This is a genomic window from Streptomyces sp., from assembly GCF_035645055.1.
In the GTDB taxonomy this organism is placed as follows: Bacteria; Actinomycetota; Actinomycetes; order Streptomycetales; family Streptomycetaceae; genus Streptomyces.
The window spans coordinates 18,692-38,699 of sequence record NZ_DASQNH010000044.1; the positions used below are offsets into that span (position 1 = coordinate 18,692).

Consider the following 20,008-nt stretch of genomic DNA (forward strand, 5'->3'; position numbering starts at 1 on the left):
CAGATGTACGAACAGGATGCGGCCGTCGGCGCGTTCCGTGAACTGGCCGCCGGCCTCCCGCCGTTCACCGGCCCGGACGACTTCCGCCGCCACTGGCGGGAACTCGCCGGGCTGGGTGTGCTGCGCGACGGCGGCGACGGCTGGGTCACCGAGGCCGTGGCCCGGTTCGAAGGGCTCGGTCTCGGCGGTGTCGACCCGGGCCTGTGCTACGGCGCCGCCTCCCAGCTGTTCGGCATCCAGATGCCGTTGCGCCTGCTGCTGGCCCCCGGGCAGCAGGGGCTGCTGGACGGCACCGCCGAGGGCGAGCTGCTGCTGTGCCACGCGTCGACGGAGGAGGGCGGCGGCAGCGACCCGCTGTCCGGCACCACCACCGCCACCCGGCTGCCCGACGGCTCCTACCGTCTGACGGGCCGCAAGTCCTTCATCACCGCCGCCCCGGTCGCCGACCGCGGGCTCGTCTTCGCCCGCACCGGCGAGGGCCGCTCCCCGTTCGCCCTGTCCGCGTTCCTGGTCGACCTCGATCAGCCCGGTGTGACCAGGGGCGCACGGGAGGACAAGAGCGCCCTGCCCGGCGTACCGATGGGCTCGCTCACCTTCGACGACGTGACGGTCCCGGCCGACCGGCTGGTGCTGCGCGAGGGCGCCGGTCTGACGGTGATGGCCGCCACGACCACCTGCGAACGGGCGCTGCTGCTGTCGTACGCGCTCGGCCCCATGCGCCGGCTGCTGGAGGAGACGGTCCAGTGGGCCGCCCACCGCCGCCACTTCGACCGCCCGATGGGGGCGAGCCACCAGGTCGCGGGCCGGGTGGCCGACATGGCACTGCGGGTGCACCGGTCCCGTGAGCTGATCTACGGGATGGCCCGCAGGCTCGACGGGGGCACCCCCGTGCGGCATCTGGCGAACGAGGCCGCCATGGTCAAGATCTCCGTCACCGAGGACCATCTGCACCTCGCCGAGACCGCCGGCATGCTCGCCGGGGTCCGGGCGTTCCTCCGCGACCGGGCCGGCTTCGCGGACCTGGCCAGCGCCCTCGCCGGATCGGTGTACGCGGGCCCCAACGACCTGCTGCGCGTCTCCGTGGCCCGCGGCCTCGGACTGCCGGTGGGGAACCACTGATGGCCGGCGTACCCGCCCTGCCCGCCGGGCTCCTCGACCGGGTCACCGCGCTCGCCGAGACGCTCGCCCCGCTGGCGGCCGACGTCGACGCCGGAGCCGGGGACGGCACCGCGAGTCTGAAGCTGCTCAAGGACGCCGGGCTGCTGCGCTCGCTCGTCCCCCGGGACGCGGGCGGCGACGGCCTGTCCTTCGCCCAGTACACCCGGGTCCTGGAGGTGATCGGCGCACGGGACGTGGCCACCGCGCTCGCCCTGAACATGCACAACGTGTCCATCGGTGCGCTGCGCGAGGCCGCCGCCGGACGCCTCGGCGCCACCGGGCGGGCCTTCGCCGACTGGGTGTTCCGGGAGATCACCGAGCACGACCGCATGTTCGCCTCGGCCACGTCCGAGGCGGGCACCGGTGCGAAGCTGCGCGGGGTGCGCACCACCTACCGGCGCTCCGAGGGCACCTATGTGCTCGGCGGGCGCAAGTCCTTCGTGTCCCTCGCCGGCGTGGCCGACTACTACGTCGTCGCCGCGCGGGACGCCGCCGAGGACGCCGAGAACGAGGTGTCCCATTTCGTCGTGTCCGCCACGGACGAGGGCGTCACGTTCGGCACCCCCTGGACCGGCCAGGCCCTGGCCGGCACCCACACGGCCGACATGACCCTGGACGGGGTACGCCTCGGACGCGAACGGCTCTTCCTCGGCGTGGAGGGCATGTCCCTGTTCAAACTGGTGCGCGAGCCGCACTGGATGGTGTCCGGCTACACCGGCGCCTACCTCGGGCTCGCCGTCGCCCTCGTGCGCGAGCTCACCGCGTGCGTGCGCGACAGCCCCGCCCGCGCCGCCTCGCCCGTCACCGTCCGCGAGCTCGGCAGGCTGTCGGCCCGGCTCGCCGCGGCCCGCGCCCTCACCTACACGGCGTGCGCCGAGGTCGACGCGGCCCGCGGGACGCCGCGTGCCAACACCGCCGTGCACGCGGCGAAGTACGCCGTGGCCGAACTGCTCACGGAGCTGGTGGCGAGCGCCCCGCGGCTGGCCGGCACCACCGCGCTCGACCGGCGCCGGGCCCTGCACCGGTACCTGCGCGAGGCGCCGTTCTGCTCGGTGATGCCCGCCAAGCCCGACGAGTGCCTCGACTACGTCGGCAAGTCCGCGCTCGGCGTCGATCTGGCCGACGCCCGCGCCTTCGACTGGTAGGGAAGCATGACGCAGCCACTGACCGACGCCCAGCTCGGCATCTGGTACGCGCACCAACTCGACCCGTCCGGGACCGGTTACCAGGGCGCCCAGTACGTCGACATCGACGGGCCCGTGGACGTGCCCGCCCTCGCCGCCGCCGTACACCGGGCGGTCCAGGAGACCGGCACCCTGCGGGTGACCTTCGCCGACGGCCCGGACGGACCCGTGGTGACCCGCGACGGTTCCGCGTGGCGCGTGCAGGTCACCGACCTCCGGGAGCACGACGACCCCCACGCCGCGGCCCACGCGTGGATGGCCGCCGACCTCGCCCGCCCGGTCGATCTCTCCCGCGGCCCGCTCTTCACCCAGGCGCTGCTCGTGCTGGGACCCCGCCGGGTCCTGTGGTACCAGCGGGCGCACCACATCGTGATGGACGGCTACGGGCACGCCCTGGTCACCCGGCGGGTGGCCGACCTGTACGCCCGGCCCGCGCTCCCCCCGGCCCGGTTCACCGGCCAGCGGGCCATGCTCGACGCGGACGCCGCCTACGCGGCCTCACCGGCCCGGGACGCCGACCGGGCCTTCTGGCTGGAGCACCTGCGCGGCCTGCCCCTGCCGCCGCCGACGATCGCGGGCCGGCCGGCACCCGTGCCCGGCACCTTCCACCGGCACTCGCTGACACTGGCCCCCGACACCGCCGACGGCCTGGTCCGGGCCGCCGGTGACAGCGCGGCCCACTTCTCCCCGGCCCTGATCGCGGGTGTCGCGGCCTACCTCTCCCGGATGACCGGGGCGCCCGAGGTGGTGCTCGGCATGCCGGCCCCCGGCCGCGCCGGAGCGGCGGCGCAGGCCTTCGCCGGGACGGCGTCGAACATCGTGCCGCTGCGGGTGAGGGTGGACGGCGCCCGCACCCTGCCCGAGCTGACGGCCGAGGTCGCGCGCGGTGTGTGGAGGGCGCTGCGCGGCCAGCGGTACCGCTTCGAGCGGCTGCGCCGCGACCTGCGCACCGGCGACGCCGTCTTCGGCCCCCTGGTCAACATCCTGCCCTTCCACCGCGGCCTGTGCTTCGGCGAACACCCGGCCACCGTCCACGGTCTCGCGCACGGGCCCGTCTTCGACCTGTCGTTCTCCTGCGTCACCGACCGGGCGGCCCGGGACCGGCTCCGGCTCGACCTCGACGCCAACCCCGCGCTGTATTCGCCGTCCGACCTGGCCGGCCACGGCGCGCGCTTCCCGCTCTTCCTCGCCGCCCTCGCCCACGGCGCCCCGATCGGGACCGCCCCCCTGGACACCGGCGGCGCGGCCATCGCCCGCCCGGCCCCGCGACGGAGCCGGGCGCCCGAGGTGCGGGCCATGATCGCCGCCCGCGCCGCGGAGACACCCGACGCCGTCGCCGTGATCGGCGGCGACGACCGGCTGACCTACCGCGAGCTGGACGAGCGGGCCACGCGCCTCGCGGCCCGGCTGCGCGCCCGCGGCGCCCGGCCGGGCACCCTCGTGGCGCTCAGCCTGGCCCGCACGACCCGGCTGCCGGTCGCCCTGCTCGCCGTACTGAAGACCGGCGCCGCCTACCTGCCCGTGGACCCCGCCTATCCCGGCGACCGCGTCCGCTTCATGCTGCGCGACGCCGCACCGGTCCTGCTGCTGACCGACGGCACCACCCGGCTCGACACGCCGGTGCCCACACTGACCGTGGACGAGACGGGGACGGCGGCCGACGCGCGCCCCTCCACCGGCGGCCCGCCGCCGGCCGGCACCGAGGCCACCCCCGTCCCCCCGCAGGCCCCCGCCTACGTCATCTACACCTCCGGCTCCACCGGCACGCCCAAGGGCGTCGTCGTCCCGGCCGCCGCGATGGCGGAATTCGTGCACTGGGCCGTCACCGAGCTGGGCACCCGCCGGCTGCGCCACGTCCTGGCGGCCACCTCGCTCAACTTCGACGTGTCGGTGTTCGAGCTGTTCGCCCCGCTCGCGGCGGGCGGCACGGTGGAACTCGTACCGAACCTGCTCGCGCTCGCGGACCGCCCCTGGAAGGGCAGCCTCCTCAGCGGCGTGCCCTCGGCCCTGGCCGGGCTGCTCCAGCAGACCGCCACGCCGTTCGGCGCCGAGACGGTCGTCCTCGCCGGCGAGGCCCTGCCGGCCTCCCTGGTCGCCGAACTGCGCGAGCGGCTGCCCGCATGCGAGATCCTCAACCTCTACGGACCGACGGAGGCGACGGTCTACGCGACGGCCTGGCGCTCCCCGGCCGACCCCCGCACCAGGCCCCTGATCGGCCGCCCGCTCGAAGGCCGCCGCGCCTACGTGCTCGACGCCGCCCTGCGGCCGGTCCCGCCGGGCGCCGAGGGGGAGCTGTACCTGGCCGGAGCGGGCATCGCCGACGGTTATCTGGGCCGGCCCGCGCTGACCGCTCAGCGGTTCCCCGCCGACCCCTTCGGACAGCCCGGCGAGCGCATGTACCGCACCGGCGACCTCGTGCGCCGCACCCCGGACGGCGACCTCGACTACCTGGGCCGCCTGGACGACCAGGTGAAGATCCGGGGCTTCCGCGTCGAGCCGGGCGAGGTGGAGGCCGCGCTGGCCGGCTGCCCCGGCGTCACCGCCGCCGCCGTCGTGGCCCGGGAGGACCCGGCGGGCCACAAACAGCTGGTCGCCTATGTGACGGGCACGGCCTCCGGCGCCGAGGTCCGGGCCCACGCCGCCGCCGTGCTGCCCCGGCACCTGGTGCCCGCCGCCGTCGTGTCCCTCGACGCGCTGCCGCTCAACCCCAACGGCAAACTCGACCGGGCGGCGCTGCCCGCCCCCGACCTCCGCGGCTCGGGCGGCCCAGGCGCCGCCCGGGACGAACGCGAGGCGGCCGTACGGCAGGTCTTCGAGGACGTCCTCGGCGTCCCCGACGTGGGACCCGACGACGACTTCTTCGCGCTCGGCGGGCACTCGCTGTCCGCGACCCGGGTGATCACCCGGCTGCGCGCGGCACTCGGCACCGACGTGTCGCTGCGCACCCTGTTCGACCACCCCACGGTGTCCGCCCTGGCCGCCGCGCTGCCCGCCCCGGCCGCTGCGGTCCCGGCCCGCGCCGTCGCCCAGGGGGGCGCGATCCCCCTCTCCCCGGGCCAGCGCAGGCTGTGGTTCCTCGATCAGCTGGGAGGCCCGAGCTACACCGTTCCGTGGGCCGTCCGGCTCACCGGCCCCGTCGACCGCGAAGTCCTCCGCCAGGCACTCGCCGACACGGCGGCACGGCACGAGGCACTGCGCACCGTCTATCCGGAGACCGGCGGCGAGCCGTGCCAGCGGGTCACCGACGCGGTACCCGGCCTGGCCGTGCGCCGGATCGAGCCGGCCGCGCTCGACGAAGCCGTCCGGGCCGAGCTGGCCACCCGCTGGCAGCTGGCCGAACGCCCGCCGGTGCGGGCCGTGCTGTTCGAGACCGGCCCCGACGACAGCGTGCTGCTGGTGGTGGCCCACCACATCGCGCTGGACGGCTGGTCCCTCGGCCTGCTCGGCCGGGACCTGAGCACGGCCTACGGCGCCCGCAGCGCGGGACGGGCCCCCGACTGGCCCCCGGTGACGCCGTACGGCGAGTACGCGCTCCGCGAGCGGGCGAGGGACCTCACCGCGCAGACCCGCTACTGGCGGGACCGCCTGGCGGGCCTGCCCGACTGCGTCGACCTGCCGCTGGACCGGCCGCGCCCGGCCGTCGCGAGCACCGAGGGCGCCGAGGCCCGCTTCACCCTGGACGCCGCGACCGTCACCGGCGCCCGCAAGCTCGCCGCCGGGGCCGGCGCGAGCCTGTTCATGGTGCTGCACGCCGCGCTGGCGGCCCTGCTCTCCCGGCTCGGCGCGGGCACCGACGTCCCGATCGGGACCGTGGTGGCCGGGCGCACGCACCCCTCCTACGAGGACACCGTCGGGTGCTTCGTGAACAGCCTGGTGCTGCGCACCGACACCTCGGGCAACCCGGCCTTCGCCGACCTGCTCGCCTCCGTGCGGGACGCCGACCTCGCCGACTACGCCCACCAGGACGTCGGATTCGACCAGGTGGTCGAGGCGACGCGCCCCGCGCGCAGCCCGGCCCACCACCCGCTGTTCCAGACGATGCTCTCGCTGCGCAACACCTCGGCCGCCACCCTCCGGCTGCCGGGCGTGCGGGCCACGCCGCTGCCCGTGGCCCTGCCGTCGGTGAAGTTCGACCTCACGTTCCAGCTGGCCGAGACCGAGGCGGGCGGGATCGACGGCCGGTTGCAGTACCGCACGGATCTGTTCGAGGCGGACACCGCCAGGGCCCTGACCGAACGGTTCGGCCGCTTCCTCGCCGCCGTCGTCGCCGACCCCACGCGCCGCATCGGATCCGTCGACATCCTGACCGACGCGGAACGCCGCATGTTCCCCTCCCGCCCCGCCGGGCGGACCCCGTGAAGGAGACACCCGAGGTGACCGGCCGCTGGCTGCGGACCCTGAAGCCCTGCCCCCGGCCGAGGCTGCGTCTCGTCTGCTTCCCGCACGCGGGAGGCGCGGCGAGCTGCTTCGCGCCCTGGGCGAGGGAGCTGCCCGGCGACGTGGAGCTGCTCGCGGTGCGCTACCCCGGCCGGGAGGACCGGCTGGCGGACCCCTTCGCCGAGTCGATGGAGCAGCTCGCCGAAGAGATCACCCCCGCGTGCGCGCCGCTCTTCGACCGGCCCGTGGTGTTCTTCGGCCACAGCATGGGCGCGTCCGTCGCCTACGAGGTCGCGGTCCGCCTGGCGGCCCGGGGCGCGCTCCCGGCGCTGCTGTGCGTCTCCGCCCGCCAGGGGCCGGGCGGCGACCACCCCGTCCGGGTCCTCGCGGACCAGGACGACGAGGCGCTGATGGCCGAGGTGCGCGGCCTCGGCGGCACCCAGGCGCAGGCCTTCGACCATCCGGAGCTGCGGCCTCTGGTCCTGCCGCCCATCCGGGCCGACTACCGGCTGCTGCGCGGGTACGAGCCCAGGATCGTGCCGCTGCCGTGCCCGGTCGCCGCCTACTACGGAGCCGCGGACGCGGACGTCCCCGAAGCGGCCGTCCAGGCCTGGCGGAGCGTGACCCGCTCCGGCTTCACCACGCGCGCGTTCCCCGGCGGCCACTTCTACCTGGCGGACCACACCCGAGCCCTGGTCGCCGACATCCTCGGCCGCTGCACGGCCCTCGCGCGGTCCCGGTAGCCGCCGTCGGCGGGGCGTTCACCGCATTTGGGCATGATCACCCCCGCGGCGCCAGGTGTTTGACCTACGTCACCCTCGGGGTATTCTCCTCGGCTCGATTGGCGTCCGGCCTGCGCCATATGGCAGACTGTCGGAGTTGCTCGGTCGAGTGTTGATGCTGCGCGCCTCCCGCCGGGAGGACCGGAAGCGAGTCCCACAGTACTCGTCGCCCCTGATCAGGGGCGGACGTACGGGAATCTTCCGGGAAGCGTCGGTGCGGCACCGGCCAGGCACCCGGTGGGCCTTTCGTCCCCGGCTTGCGGTTCCGGTAGGGCCGTGCGCATTCCCGCAGGGATGTTCGAGCAAGGGACATCTGTGTCAGCGGGACCGCGACACGCCCGACCGCGTGGGTCGGAGAAAGTGCCTGGAACACCGGGTTCCAGAGCGGAAGAGAGACAGGACTACGAAGTAGCCATGGCGGGACAGAAGATCCGCATCCGGCTCAAGGCCTACGACCACGAGGTCATCGACTCTTCGGCGAAGAAGATCGTCGAGACGGTGACGCGCACTGGTGCGTCGGTCGCGGGCCCGGTGCCGCTGCCCACTGAGAAGAACGTGTACTGCGTCATCAAGTCGCCGCACAAGTACAAGGACTCGCGCGAGCACTTCGAGATGCGCACGCACAAGCGCCTGATCGACATCCTCGACCCGACCCCCAAGACCGTTGACTCTCTGATGCGACTCGACCTCCCGGCCGGTGTCGACATCGAGATCAAGCTCTGAGGCTGGTGGGCTGAGAATGGCTAAGCAGATCAAGGGCATCCTGGGCGAGAAGCTCGGTATGACGCAGGTGTGGGACGAGAACAACCGTGTTGTTCCGGTCACCGTCGTCAAGGCCGGGCCCAATGTCGTCACCCAGGTCCGTACGAACGACGTCGACGGCTACGAGTCCGTCCAGATCGCCTTCGGCGACATCGACCCGCGCAAGGTGAACAAGCCCCTCAAGGGTCACTTCGCCAAGGCGGACGTCACCCCGCGTCGTCACCTCGTGGAGATCCGCACGTCGGACGCTTCCGAGTACACCCTCGGCCAGGAGATCACCGCCGAGGTGTTCGAGGCCGGCGTGAAGGTCGACGTCACCGGCAAGAGCAAGGGCAAGGGCTTCGCCGGTGTCATGAAGCGCCACAACTTCGGTGGCCTCGGCGCCGGTCACGGCACCCAGCGCAAGCACCGCTCCCCGGGCGCCATCGGCGGTTGCGCCACCCCGGGCCGCGTGTTCAAGGGCCTCCGCATGGCGGGTCGCATGGGCAACGAGCGGGTCACCACCCAGAACCTGACCGTCCACGCCGTTGACGCGGAGAAGGGTCTGCTGCTCATCAAGGGCGCGGTTCCCGGTCCGAACGGCGGCCTCGTCCTGGTCCGCACCGCGGCCAAGGGGGCCTGAGGTAACCGATGAGCACTGTTGACATCCTTTCGCCGGCGGGCGACAAGGCCGGTACCGTCGAGCTCCCCGCGGAGATCTTCGGCGTTGAGAAGGTCAGCGTCCCGCTGATCCACCAGGTCGTCGTCGCACAGCTGGCCGCTGCCCGCCAGGGCACCCACAAGACCAAGACGCGTGGCGAAGTCCGCGGCGGTGGCAAGAAGCCGTACCGCCAGAAGGGCACCGGTCGCGCCCGTCAGGGTTCGACCCGCGCGCCGCAGTTCGCCGGTGGTGGCGTCGTGCACGGTCCCGTGCCGCGCGACTACTCGCAGCGCACGCCCAAGAAGATGAAGGCTGCCGCTCTGCGTCACGCCCTCACCGACCGGGCGCGTCACAACCGCATCCACGTCGTCACCGGCGTGGTCGAGGGCGACAACCCGTCCACGAAGGCCGCCAAGAGCCTGTTCGGCAAGATCAGCGAGCGCAAGAACCTGCTCCTGGTCGTCGACCGGGCCGACGAGGCCGCGTGGCTGTCCGCCCGCAACCTGCCCCAGGTCCACATCCTGGAGCCGGGCCAGCTGAACACGTACGACGTTCTCGTCTCCGACGACGTGGTCTTCACCAAGGCCGCCTTCGAGTCCTTCGTGTCCGGCCCGAAGGCTGCTGACACCGAAGGGAGCGAGGCCTGATGGCTATCCGTCACCCCGCCATTGCCTCCAAGGCCGCCAAGGCCGCCAAGGCCGCGCGCGTCGCCAAGGCGCGTCGCCACGCCGCCGAGGGCAAGAACACCGTCGTCACCCCGGCGAGCAAGGCGTACACGGACCCCCGTGACGTCCTGCTCAAGCCGGTCGTGTCCGAGAAGAGCTACGCGCTCCTCGACGAGAACAAGTACACGTTCATCGTCGACCCGCGGGCCAACAAGACCCAGATCAAGGAGGCCGTGCAGTCGGTCTTCTCGGTCAAGGTCACCGGGGTCAACACGATCAACCGCCAGGGCAAGCGCAAGCGGACCCGCACGGGCTTCGGCCAGCGTGCCGCCACCAAGCGCGCGATCGTGACCCTCGCCGAGGGCGACCGTATCGACATCTTCGGCGGTCCGACCTCCTAACGGAGGTCAGGATCGTCCGATATCGGACGAGGACTGAGAAATGGGTATCCGCAAGTACAAGCCGACGACTCCTGGCCGTCGTGGCGCCAGCGTCGCCGACTTCGTCGAGGTCACGCGGTCCACGCCGGAGAAGTCGCTGGTCCGCCCGCTGCACAGCAAGGGCGGCCGTAACAACGCCGGTCGTGTGACCGTCCGCCACCAGGGTGGTGGCCACAAGCGCGCCTACCGCGTGATCGACTTCCGTCGTCACGACAAGGACGGCGTGCCGGCGAAGGTCGCGCACATCGAGTACGACCCCAACCGCACGGCGCGTATCGCGCTGCTGCACTACGCCGACGGCGAGAAGCGCTACATCCTCGCGCCGCGCGGCCTGCAGCAGGGCGACCGCATCGAGAACGGTCCCGGGGCCGACATCAAGCCGGGCAACAACCTGGCCCTCCGCAACATCCCGGTCGGTACCACGATCCACGCGATCGAGCTCCGTCCCGGTGGCGGTGCCAAGTTCGCCCGTTCCGCCGGTGCCTCCGTGCAGCTGCTCGCGAAGGAGGGCGCCTACGCCCACCTCCGCATGCCGTCCGGAGAGATCCGCCTGGTCGACGTGCGCTGCCGCGCCACCGTCGGCGAGGTCGGCAACGCCGAGCAGAGCAACATCAACTGGGGTAAGGCCGGCCGCAAGCGCTGGCTGGGCGTTCGCCCGACCGTCCGTGGTGTGGTCATGAACCCGGTCGACCACCCGCACGGTGGTGGTGAGGGTCGTACCTCCGGTGGCCGCCACCCGGTTTCCCCGTGGGGCAAGAAGGAAGGCCGTACTCGTTCGCCCAAGAAGGCGTCGAACAAGTACATCGTCCGCCGCCGCAAGACGAACAAGAAGCGCTAAGGACGGGTTGAGATGCCTCGTAGCTTGAAGAAGGGGCCCTTCGTCGACGACCACCTGATGAAGAAGGTGGACGCCCAGAACGAAGCCGGCACCAAGAACGTCATCAAGACCTGGTCCCGGCGCTCCATGATCGTGCCGGCCATGCTCGGCCACACGCTGGCGGTGCACAACGGCAAGACCCACATCCCGGTGTTCGTCACCGAGTCGATGGTCGGCCACAAGCTCGGCGAGTTCTCGCCGACGCGCACCTTCCGGGGTCACGTCAAGGAAGACCGGAAGTCGAAGCGCCGCTAGTAGCGGATCGCATTCAGACACGTAAGTAACTGAAGGGACAACCATGGAAGCCAGGGCCCAGGCGCGGTACATCCGCGTCACGCCCATGAAGGCCCGCCGCGTGGTGGACCTGATCCGTGGCATGGACGCCACGGAGGCTCAGGCGGTCCTGCGATTCGCTCCGCAGGCTGCCTCCGTGCCGGTCGGCAAGGTGCTCGACAGCGCCATTGCCAACGCCGCGCACAACTACGACCACACCGATGTCGACAGCCTCTACATCGCTGAGGCCTACGTCGACGAGGGCCCGACCCTGAAGCGGTTCCGTCCGCGCGCCCAGGGCCGTGCCTACCGGATCCGCAAGCGGACCAGCCACATCACCGTGGTCGTCGCCAGCAAGGAAGGAACCCGGTAATGGGCCAGAAGGTAAACCCGCATGGGTTCCGGCTCGGTGTCACGACCGACTTCAAGTCGCGTTGGTACGCCGACAAGCTGTACAAGGACTACGTCAAGGAAGACGTCGCCATCCGTCGGATGATGACGTCCGGTATGGAGCGCGCCGGCATCTCCAAGGTGGAGATCGAGCGCACCCGTGACCGCGTCCGCGTCGACATCCACACCGCGCGTCCCGGCATCGTCATCGGCCGCCGCGGCGCCGAGGCCGACCGCATCCGCGGTGACCTGGAGAAGCTGACCGGCAAGCAGGTCCAGCTGAACATCCTCGAGGTCAAGAACCCGGAGACGGACGCTCAGCTGGTGGCCCAGGCCGTCGCCGAGCAGCTGTCCTCCCGCGTCTCCTTCCGTCGGGCCATGCGCAAGAGCATGCAGTCCGCCATGAAGGCCGGCGCCAAGGGCATCAAGATCCAGTGCGGTGGCCGCCTCGGCGGCGCCGAGATGTCCCGCTCGGAGTTCTACCGCGAGGGCCGTGTGCCCCTGCACACGCTCCGTGCGAACGTGGACTACGGCTTCTTCGAGGCCAAGACGACCTTCGGCCGCATCGGCGTGAAGGTCTGGATCTACAAGGGCGACGTCAAGAACATCGCCGAGGTCCGCGCCGAGAACGCTGCCGCCCGTGCGGGTAACCGCCCGGCTCGCGGTGGCGGCTCCGACCGCCCGGCCCGTGGTGGCCGCGGTGGCGAGCGGCGCGGTCGCAAGCCGCAGCAGGCTGCCGGCGCCGAGGCCCCCAAGGCCGAGGCTCCCGCCGCCGCTCCGGCTGAGAGCACCGGAACGGAGGCCTGACCGTCATGCTGATCCCCCGTAGGGTCAAGCACCGCAAGCAGCACCACCCGAAGCGCAACGGTATGTCCAAGGGTGGGACGCAGGTTGCGTTCGGCGAGTACGGCATCCAGGCGCTGACCCCGGCGTACGTCACGAACCGCCAGATCGAAGCGGCTCGTATCGCCATGACCCGTCACATCAAGCGTGGCGGCAAGGTCTGGATCAACATTTACCCGGACCGCCCCCTGACGAAGAAGCCGGCCGAGACCCGCATGGGTTCCGGTAAGGGTTCTCCGGAGTGGTGGGTCGCCAACGTCAAGCCCGGACGCGTGATGTTCGAGCTGTCGTACCCCAACGAGAAGATCGCCCGTGAGGCGCTGACCCGTGCGGCCCACAAGCTGCCGATGAAGTGCCGGATCGTCAAGCGCGAGGCAGGTGAAGCGTGATGTCGGCCGGTACCAAGGCGTCCGAGCTGCGCGAGCTGGGCAACGAGGAGCTTCTTGCGAAGCTCCGCGAGGCCAAGGAAGAGCTGTTCAACCTCCGCTTCCAGGCGGCGACGGGTCAGCTCGAGAACCACGGTCGGCTGAAGGCCGTCCGTAAGGACATCGCGCGGATCTACACCCTGATGCGCGAGCGCGAGCTGGGCATCGAGACGGTGGAGAACGCATGAGCGAGAACAACGTGACTGAGCAGAACACCGAGGCGCGCGGCTTCCGCAAGACCCGTGAGGGTTACGTCGTCAGCGACAAGATGGACAAGACCGTCGTCGTCGCCGTCGAGGACCGCGTCAAGCACGCGCTGTACGGCAAGGTCATCCGCCGTACCAACAAGCTCAAGGCGCACGACGAGCAGAACGCCGCGGGTGTCGGCGACCGCGTCCTCCTCATGGAGACCCGGCCGCTGTCCGCGACGAAGCGCTGGCGCGTCGTCGAGATCCTCGAGAAGGCCAAGTAATTCCTGCGGGGGTAATCCCGCAGGTCAGTTCCGCCAGGCTCGGCAGGGGTCCTCGTACTGAGGCCCCTGCCGGGAACCGGCAGACGATCAGGAGATAGACGTGATCCAGCAGGAGTCGCGACTGCGTGTCGCCGACAACACTGGTGCGAAGGAGATCCTTTGCATCCGTGTGCTCGGTGGCTCCGGTCGCCGCTACGCGGGCATCGGTGACGTCATCGTCGCCACCGTCAAGGACGCGATCCCCGGTGGCAACGTGAAGAAGGGTGACGTCGTCAAGGCGGTCATCGTTCGCACCGTCAAGGAGCGCCGCCGTCCGGACGGCTCGTACATCCGCTTCGACGAGAACGCCGCCGTCATTCTGAAGAACGACGGCGACCCTCGCGGCACCCGTATCTTCGGCCCGGTGGGCCGTGAGCTGCGCGAGAAGAAGTTCATGAAGATCATCTCGCTCGCGCCGGAGGTGCTGTAAGCATGAAGATCAAGAAGGGCGACCTGGTCCAGGTCATCACCGGTAAGGACAAGGGCAAGCAGGGCAAGGTCATCGCGGCCTTCCCCCGCGAGGACCGCGTCCTGGTCGAGGGTGTCAACCGGGTCAAGAAGCACACGAAGGCCGGCCCGACCGCCAAGGGCTCCCAGGCCGGCGGCATCGTGACCACCGAGGCGCCGATCCACGTCTCCAACGTCCAGCTGGTCGTGGAGCAGGACGGCAAGAAGGTCGTCACGCGTGTCGGCTACCGCTTCGACGAAGAGGGCAACAAGATCCGCGTTGCCAAGCGGACGGGTGAGGACATCTGATGGCTACCACCACCACTCCGCGTCTGAAGACGAAGTACCGCGAGGAGATCGCGGGCAAGCTGCGTGACGAGTTCAAGTACGAGAACGTCATGCAGGTTCCCGGCCTCGTCAAGATCGTGGTCAACATGGGTGTCGGCGACGCCGCCCGTGACTCGAAGCTGATCGAGGGCGCGATCCGCGACCTGACCACCATCACCGGTCAGAAGCCGGCCGTCACCAAGGCCCGCAAGTCCATCGCGCAGTTCAAGCTGCGCGAGGGTCAGCCGATCGGTGCCCACGTCACGCTCCGTGGCGACCGCATGTGGGAGTTCCTGGACCGCACCCTGTCGCTCGCGCTGCCGCGCATCCGCGACTTCCGCGGCCTGTCCCCCAAGCAGTTCGACGGCCGTGGCAACTACACCTTCGGTCTCACGGAGCAGGTCATGTTCCACGAGATCGACCAGGACAAGATCGACCGCGTCCGGGGTATGGACATCACCGTGGTCACCACGGCGACCAACGACGAAGAGGGCCGCGCGCTCCTCCGTCACCTCGGCTTCCCGTTCAAGGAGGCGTGAGCGAGATGGCGAAGAAGGCTCTCATCGCGAAGGCTGCTCGCAAGCCCAAGTTCGGTGTGCGTGGCTACACCCGCTGCCAGCGCTGCGGTCGTCCGCACTCCGTCTACCGCAAGTTCGGCCTCTGCCGCGTGTGCCTCCGTGAGATGGCTCACCGCGGCGAGCTGCCGGGCGTGACCAAGAGCTCCTGGTAATCCCGGTAATTCGGGATTCCTGGACCTCTCGGTAAGCAACTGGGTCGGCAGGGCCCAGCACCCCTCATGCCGTAGGCTGGTGGGGTTGGGCTCTGCCGCCCAGGATCGCCCGCGGACAGCTGTCCGCCAGATATTTGCTTACTACGCCGTAGGTCCCCGCGCCGCACCCGTCCCGTCCATGTATGGGGAGAGGGATGGCGCATATAGGAAACCCCGGCGAGAAAGGCCACAGGCCAATTCATGACCATGACTGATCCGATCGCAGACATGCTGACGCGTCTGCGGAACGCGAACTCGGCGTACCACGACTCGGTGTCGATGCCGCACTCCAAGATCAAGTCTCACATCGCGGAGATCCTCCAGCAGGAGGGCTTCATCACGGGCTGGAAGGTCGAGGACGCCGAGGTCGGCAAGAACCTCGTCCTCGAGCTGAAGTTCGGCCCGAACCGTGAGCGCTCCATCGCGGGCATCAAGCGGATCTCGAAGCCCGGTCTCCGGGTCTACGCGAAGTCCACCAACCTGCCGAAGGTCCTGGGCGGCCTGGGCGTGGCGATCATCTCCACGTCGCACGGTCTGCTGACCGACAAGCAGGCACAGAAGAAGGGCGTGGGTGGGGAAGTCCTCGCCTACGTCTGGTAACGGAAGGGAACGGAGGAAACAGCTATGTCGCGCATCGGCAAGCTCCCCATCCCGGTTCCCGCCGGCGTGGACGTCACCATCGACGGCCGTACGGTCAAGGTCAAGGGCCCCAAGGGCGAGCTGACCCACACCGTTGCCGCGCCGATCGACATCGCTAAGGGCGAGGACGGCACCCTTCAGGTGCTGCGCCCGAACGACGAGCGGCAGAGCAAGGCCCTGCACGGCCTGTCCCGCACGCTGGTGGCGAACATGATCACCGGTGTGACCCAGGGATATGTCAAGAAGCTCGAGATCAGCGGTGTCGGTTACCGCGTGACCGCCAAGGGCTCGAACCTCGAGTTCGCGCTCGGTTACAGCCACCCGATCGTTGTCGAGGCCCCCGAGGGCATCACCTTCAAGGTGGAGACCCCGACCCGTTTCTCGGTCGAGGGCATCGACAAGCAGAAGGTCGGCGAGGTCGCGGCCAACATCCGCAAGCTGCGCAAGCCCGACCCGTACAAGGCCAAGGGCGTCAAGTACGAGGGCGAAGTCATCCGCCGCAAGGTCGGAAAGGCGGGTAAGTAAGCCATGGCATACGGGCAGAAGATCCTCAAGGGCGACGCCTACAAGCGCGCCGCGATCAAGCGCCGTCACATCCGGATCCGCAAGCGGATCTCGGGTACCGCCGAGCGCCCCCGCCTGGTCGTGACTCGCTCCAACCGCCACATCGTGGCGCAGGTGATCGACGACCTGAAGGGCCACACCCTGGCGTCGGCGTCCTCGCTGGACGCGTCGATCCGCGGTGCCGAGGACAAGTCCTCGCAGGCCAAGAAGGTCGGCGCCCTGGTCGCCGAGCGTGCCAAGGCCGCCGGTGTCGAGGCCGTCGTGTTCGACCGTGGTGGCAACCAGTACGCCGGGCGCATCGCCGCCCTGGCGGACGCCGCCCGCGAGGCCGGGCTCAAGTTCTGAGCCGCTTGTAGCTAGCGGAAAGAGAGAGGTAATCCAATGGCTGGACCCCAGCGCCGCGGAAGCGGTGCCGGTGGCGGCGAGCGGCGGGACCGGAAGGGCCGTGACGGCGGCGCTGCTGCCGCCGAGAAGACCGCGTACGTTGAGCGCGTCGTCGCGATCAACCGCGTCGCCAAGGTTGTGAAGGGTGGTCGTCGCTTCAGCTTCACCGCGCTGGTCGTGGTGGGCGACGGTGACGGCACCGTGGGTGTCGGATACGGCAAGGCCAAGGAGGTGCCGGCCGCCATCGCCAAGGGTGTTGAGGAGGCCAAGAAGCACTTCTTCAAGGTCCCCCGGATCCAGGGCACCATCCCGCACCCCATCCAGGGTGAGAAGGCCGCCGGCGTCGTGCTGCTCAAGCCCGCGTCCCCGGGTACCGGCGTTATCGCCGGTGGTCCGGTGCGTGCGGTGCTCGAGTGCGCCGGTATCCACGACGTGCTGTCGAAGTCGCTCGGCTCCGACAACGCCATCAACATCGTGCACGCGACCGTGGCGGCCCTGAAGGGTCTGCAGCGTCCCGAGGAGATCGCGGCCCGCCGTGGTCTGCCGCTCGAGGACGTCGCTCCCGCGGCTCTGCTGCGTGCGCGTGCCGGGGCGGGTGCGTAATCATGGCGCAGCTCAAGATCACGCAGGTCAAGTCCTACATCGGCAGCAAGCAGAACCACCGTGACACCCTGCGGTCGCTTGGTCTCAAGGGGATCAACACCGTGGTCGTCAAGGAGGACCGCCCCGAGTTCCGCGGCATGGTGCACACCGTCCGCCACCTCGTGACGGTCGAGGAGGTCGACTGATCATGGCGGAGAACAACCCGCTCAAGATCCACAACCTCCGTCCCGCCCCGGGCGCCAAGACCGCCAAGACCCGTGTGGGTCGTGGTGAGGCGTCGAAGGGTAAGACGGCCGGTCGTGGTACCAAGGGCACGAAGGCCCGCTACCAGGTTCCGGAGCGCTTCGAGGGTGGCCAGATGCCGCTCCACATGCGTCTCCCGAAGCTGAAGGGCTTCAAGAACCCGTTCAAGACCGAGTACCAGGTCGTGAACCTCGACAAGCTGGCCGCGCTGTACCCGGAGGGTGGCGAGGTCACCGTCGAGGGTCTCGTCGCCAAGGGTGCCGTTCGCAAGAACAGCCTCGTCAAGGTGCTCGGCCAGGGCGAGATCTCCGTGGCGCTGCAGGTGACGGTCGACGCCGTCTCCGGCTCCGCCAAGGAGAAGATCACCGCCGCCGGCGGTACCGTCACCGAGCTCGTCTGACTTCTTCAGGCGTCTCGATGACTTGAGCGATCCCGACCGGGGATACCCCACAAATGGGGTATCCCCGGTTGGTCGTTCCTAGGTGGCAGTCTCGCCGGTAAGGTGGCCTGCACTGCCAACTTTCACCGGGTGCCGTACCTCGGGCACTCTGAGCGGCAGTTGACCGTTACGTATTCGTCGAAACCTCAAGACCGTCACCCTTGACGCAGATGCGCGGGGGTCGCAGGAGGCACCGTGCTCACCGCGTTCGCCCGGGCGTTCAAGACGCCCGACCTGCGCAAGAAGCTGCTCTTCACGCTCGGCATCATCGTGGTGTACCGGATCGGTACGCACATCCCGATCCCGGGTGTCGACTACCGGAACGTCCAGACCTGTATCGACGTGGCCAAGGGCAACCAGGGTCTCTTCGGTCTGGTCAACATGTTCAGTGGCGGCGCACTGCTGCAGATCACGATCTTCGCGCTGGGCATCATGCCGTACATCACCGCGAGCATCATCCTCCAGCTGCTGACGGTGGTGATCCCGCGCCTGGAAGCCCTGAAGAAGGAGGGCCAGGCCGGCACGGCGAAGATCACGCAGTACACCCGTTACCTGACCGTGGCGCTCGCCGTCCTGCAGGGCACCGGCCTGGTGGCCACCGCCCGCAGCGGCGCCCTCTTCAACGGCTGCCCGGTCGCCTCGGAGATCGTTCCGGACCAGTCCATCTTCGTGACCGTCACCATGGTCATCACCATGACCGCCGGCACCGCCGTCGTCATGTGGCTGGGCGAGCTGGTCACCGACCGCGGCATCGGCAACGGCATGTCGATCCTGATGTTCATCTCGATCGCCGCCACCTTCCCGTCCGCGCTGTGGGCCATCAAGCAGCAGGGCAGCCTGGCCGACGGCTGGATCGAATTCGGCACCGTGATCCTCGTCGGCCTGTTCATGGTCGGCCTGGTGGTTTTCGTCGAGCAGGCCCAGCGCCGGATCCCGGTCCAGTACGCGAAGCGCATGATCGGCCGCCGGTCCTACGGCGGGACGTCGACCTACATCCCGCTGAAGGTCAACCAGGCCGGTGTGATCCCCGTCATCTTCGCGTCGTCGCTGCTCTACATCCCGGCGCTGATCGTCCAGTTCTCCAACTCCACGGCGGGCTGGGCGAGCTGGATCCAGGGCAATCTCGCGGACACCGCCGCGCCCGTTCACATCACGATCTACTTCTTCCTGATTGTCTTCTTCGCGTTCTTCTACGTGGCCATCTCGTTCAACCCCGAGGAAGTCGCGGACAACATGAAGAAGTATGGTGGCTTCATCCCGGGCATCCGGGCTGGCCGACCGACCGCTGAGTACCTGTCCTACGTGCTCAATCGGATCACCTGGCCGGGTTCGCTGTATCTGGGTCTGATCGCTCTCGTGCCGACAATGGCGTTGGCCGGTTTCGGGGCAAACCAGAACTTCCCGTTCGGCGGGACCAGCATCCTGATCATCGTGGGTGTCGGTCTCGAGACCGTGAAGCAGATTGAGAGCCAGCTCCAGCAGCGCAATTACGAAGGGTTCCTCCGCTGATGCGAATCGTCCTCGTCGGGCCGCCGGGTGCTGGCAAGGGAACGCAAGCCACGCGCCTTGCCGAGAAGCTGTCGATCCCGCACATCTCCACGGGCGACCTGTTCCGCGCCAACATCAGCCGGCAGACGGAGCTCGGCAAGCTCGCGAAGTCCTACATGGACGCCGGCAATCTGGTGCCGGACGAGGTCACGATCGCGATGGCCAAGGACCGCATGGAGCAGCCGGACGCCGAGAACGGCTTCCTCCTGGACGGCTTCCCGCGCAACGTCTCGCAGGCCGAGGCGCTGGACGAGCTGCTGACCACCGAGAGCATCCAGCTGGACGCGGTGCTCGACCTGGAGGCACCCGAGGACGAGGTCGTCAAGCGGATCGCCGGCCGGCGGATCTGCCGCAAGGACGGCAGTCACGTGTTCCACGTGACGTACAGCAAGCCGAAGACCGAGGGCGTCTGCGACGTGTGCGGCGGCGAGCTGTACCAGCGCGACGACGACTCCGAGGACACCGTCCGCAAGCGGCTCGAGGTCTACCACACGCAGACCGAGCCGATCATCGACTACTACAAGGCGCAGGGGCTGGTCGTCACCATCTCCGCGCTGGGCGCGGTGGACGAGGTCACGGGGCGCGCCCTGGAGGCGCTGAAGCGTGAGGGCGACGGCCAGTAGCCGTCGGATGCGGTAGCGGCCGTGGCGCCCCGAGGGGTGTCACGGCCGTACTGTTGTGTAGGTAACCGGTTGACGTGAGTGACGGAGAGCGCAGG

27 protein-coding genes are annotated in these 20,008 nt (G+C 69.9%); all 27 read left to right on the forward strand.

Annotated elements, in window-relative coordinates; all coding sequences use genetic code 11:
- Positions 1-3 precede the first annotated feature (3 nt).
- Positions 4-1,119, forward strand: a complete 1,116-nt coding sequence (locus VE614_RS14575; RefSeq protein WP_324936574.1) for an acyl-CoA dehydrogenase — start codon at positions 4-6, stop codon at positions 1,117-1,119.
- Positions 1,119-2,303, forward strand: coding sequence for an acyl-CoA dehydrogenase family protein (locus VE614_RS14580; protein WP_324936576.1), 1,185 nt, complete (start codon positions 1,119-1,121; stop codon positions 2,301-2,303). The genes VE614_RS14575 and VE614_RS14580 overlap by 1 nt, the downstream gene beginning before the upstream one ends.
- A gap of 6 nt (positions 2,304-2,309) precedes the next feature.
- Positions 2,310-6,701 carry an amino acid adenylation domain-containing protein gene (locus tag VE614_RS14585; protein ID WP_324936578.1) on the forward strand — a complete coding sequence of 1,464 codons (4,392 nt, stop codon included), beginning with the start codon at positions 2,310-2,312 and terminating at the stop codon, positions 6,699-6,701.
- A complete protein-coding gene (locus VE614_RS14590; RefSeq protein WP_324936580.1) occupies positions 6,698-7,462 on the forward strand; it encodes a thioesterase II family protein in 765 nt (254 codons plus the stop codon). Before VE614_RS14585 ends, VE614_RS14590 begins: the two co-directional genes overlap by 4 nt.
- Positions 7,463-7,915: 453 nt before the next feature.
- Positions 7,916-8,224 carry a 30S ribosomal protein S10 gene (rpsJ, locus tag VE614_RS14595; protein ID WP_003948644.1) on the forward strand — a complete coding sequence of 103 codons (309 nt, stop codon included), beginning with the start codon at positions 7,916-7,918 and terminating at the stop codon, positions 8,222-8,224.
- Between the two features lie 16 nt (positions 8,225-8,240).
- The gene (rplC, locus tag VE614_RS14600; protein ID WP_324936582.1) at positions 8,241-8,885 is read left to right on the forward strand and encodes a 50S ribosomal protein L3; all 645 of its coding nucleotides are present in this window, start codon (positions 8,241-8,243) and stop codon (positions 8,883-8,885) included.
- Positions 8,886-8,893: 8 nt separating this feature from the next.
- Positions 8,894-9,550, forward strand: a complete 657-nt coding sequence (gene rplD / locus VE614_RS14605) for a 50S ribosomal protein L4 (RefSeq protein ID WP_324936584.1) — start codon at positions 8,894-8,896, stop codon at positions 9,548-9,550.
- A complete protein-coding gene (rplW, locus tag VE614_RS14610; protein ID WP_086167807.1) occupies positions 9,550-9,969 on the forward strand; it encodes a 50S ribosomal protein L23 in 420 nt (139 codons plus the stop codon). The genes rplD and rplW overlap by 1 nt, the downstream gene beginning before the upstream one ends.
- Positions 9,970-10,009: 40 nt before the next feature.
- On the forward strand, positions 10,010-10,846 hold the full coding sequence (gene rplB, locus VE614_RS14615) for a 50S ribosomal protein L2 (protein WP_043503324.1): 837 nt from the start codon (positions 10,010-10,012) through the stop codon (positions 10,844-10,846).
- A gap of 12 nt (positions 10,847-10,858) precedes the next feature.
- Entirely contained in the window at positions 10,859-11,140 is a 282-nt protein-coding gene (gene rpsS, locus VE614_RS14620) for a 30S ribosomal protein S19 (protein WP_030233885.1), read from the forward strand.
- A gap of 43 nt (positions 11,141-11,183) precedes the next feature.
- A complete protein-coding gene (rplV, locus tag VE614_RS14625) occupies positions 11,184-11,531 on the forward strand; it encodes a 50S ribosomal protein L22 (RefSeq protein ID WP_043503326.1) in 348 nt (115 codons plus the stop codon).
- The gene (gene rpsC, locus VE614_RS14630) at positions 11,531-12,355 is read left to right on the forward strand and encodes a 30S ribosomal protein S3 (RefSeq protein ID WP_030930513.1); all 825 of its coding nucleotides are present in this window, start codon (positions 11,531-11,533) and stop codon (positions 12,353-12,355) included. The genes rplV and rpsC overlap by 1 nt, the downstream gene beginning before the upstream one ends.
- Before the next feature lie 5 nt (positions 12,356-12,360).
- The gene (gene rplP, locus VE614_RS14635; protein ID WP_029380975.1) at positions 12,361-12,780 is read left to right on the forward strand and encodes a 50S ribosomal protein L16; all 420 of its coding nucleotides are present in this window, start codon (positions 12,361-12,363) and stop codon (positions 12,778-12,780) included.
- On the forward strand, positions 12,780-13,004 hold the full coding sequence (gene rpmC, locus VE614_RS14640) for a 50S ribosomal protein L29 (protein ID WP_007494763.1): 225 nt from the start codon (positions 12,780-12,782) through the stop codon (positions 13,002-13,004). The genes rplP and rpmC overlap by 1 nt, the downstream gene beginning before the upstream one ends.
- Positions 13,001-13,288 (forward strand): 30S ribosomal protein S17, encoded by a 288-nt coding sequence (rpsQ, locus tag VE614_RS14645; protein WP_028420769.1) that lies wholly within the window; start codon positions 13,001-13,003, stop codon positions 13,286-13,288. The genes rpmC and rpsQ overlap by 4 nt, the downstream gene beginning before the upstream one ends.
- A 100-nt stretch (positions 13,289-13,388) precedes the next feature.
- A complete protein-coding gene (gene rplN / locus VE614_RS14650; RefSeq protein ID WP_003998823.1) occupies positions 13,389-13,757 on the forward strand; it encodes a 50S ribosomal protein L14 in 369 nt (122 codons plus the stop codon).
- 2 nt (positions 13,758-13,759) lie between these two features.
- Positions 13,760-14,083, forward strand: a complete 324-nt coding sequence (gene rplX / locus VE614_RS14655; protein WP_324936590.1) for a 50S ribosomal protein L24 — start codon at positions 13,760-13,762, stop codon at positions 14,081-14,083.
- Positions 14,083-14,640, forward strand: coding sequence for a 50S ribosomal protein L5 (gene rplE / locus VE614_RS14660; RefSeq protein ID WP_014674377.1), 558 nt, complete (start codon positions 14,083-14,085; stop codon positions 14,638-14,640). Before rplX ends, rplE begins: the two co-directional genes overlap by 1 nt.
- A gap of 5 nt (positions 14,641-14,645) precedes the next feature.
- Positions 14,646-14,831, forward strand: a complete 186-nt coding sequence (locus VE614_RS14665; protein ID WP_003948630.1) for a type Z 30S ribosomal protein S14 — start codon at positions 14,646-14,648, stop codon at positions 14,829-14,831.
- A 240-nt stretch (positions 14,832-15,071) separates the two neighbouring features.
- Positions 15,072-15,470, forward strand: coding sequence for a 30S ribosomal protein S8 (gene rpsH / locus VE614_RS14670; protein WP_043503329.1), 399 nt, complete (start codon positions 15,072-15,074; stop codon positions 15,468-15,470).
- 24 nt (positions 15,471-15,494) lie between these two features.
- Positions 15,495-16,034, forward strand: coding sequence for a 50S ribosomal protein L6 (gene rplF, locus VE614_RS14675; RefSeq protein WP_043503332.1), 540 nt, complete (start codon positions 15,495-15,497; stop codon positions 16,032-16,034).
- Positions 16,035-16,037: 3 nt separating this feature from the next.
- Entirely contained in the window at positions 16,038-16,418 is a 381-nt protein-coding gene (gene rplR, locus VE614_RS14680; RefSeq protein WP_043503333.1) for a 50S ribosomal protein L18, read from the forward strand.
- A gap of 36 nt (positions 16,419-16,454) precedes the next feature.
- Entirely contained in the window at positions 16,455-17,060 is a 606-nt protein-coding gene (rpsE, locus tag VE614_RS14685) for a 30S ribosomal protein S5 (RefSeq protein ID WP_324936594.1), read from the forward strand.
- 2 nt (positions 17,061-17,062) lie between these two features.
- Positions 17,063-17,245, forward strand: a complete 183-nt coding sequence (gene rpmD, locus VE614_RS14690) for a 50S ribosomal protein L30 (protein ID WP_003998814.1) — start codon at positions 17,063-17,065, stop codon at positions 17,243-17,245.
- Between the two features lie 2 nt (positions 17,246-17,247).
- Complete coding sequence (gene rplO / locus VE614_RS14695; RefSeq protein WP_067018996.1) at positions 17,248-17,703, forward strand: 50S ribosomal protein L15; 456 nt, start codon at positions 17,248-17,250, stop codon at positions 17,701-17,703.
- Between the two features lie 234 nt (positions 17,704-17,937).
- A complete protein-coding gene (secY, locus tag VE614_RS14700; protein WP_324936597.1) occupies positions 17,938-19,251 on the forward strand; it encodes a preprotein translocase subunit SecY in 1,314 nt (437 codons plus the stop codon).
- Complete coding sequence (locus VE614_RS14705; RefSeq protein ID WP_324936599.1) at positions 19,251-19,913, forward strand: adenylate kinase; 663 nt, start codon at positions 19,251-19,253, stop codon at positions 19,911-19,913. The genes secY and VE614_RS14705 overlap by 1 nt, the downstream gene beginning before the upstream one ends.
- Positions 19,914-20,008 lie beyond the last annotated feature (95 nt).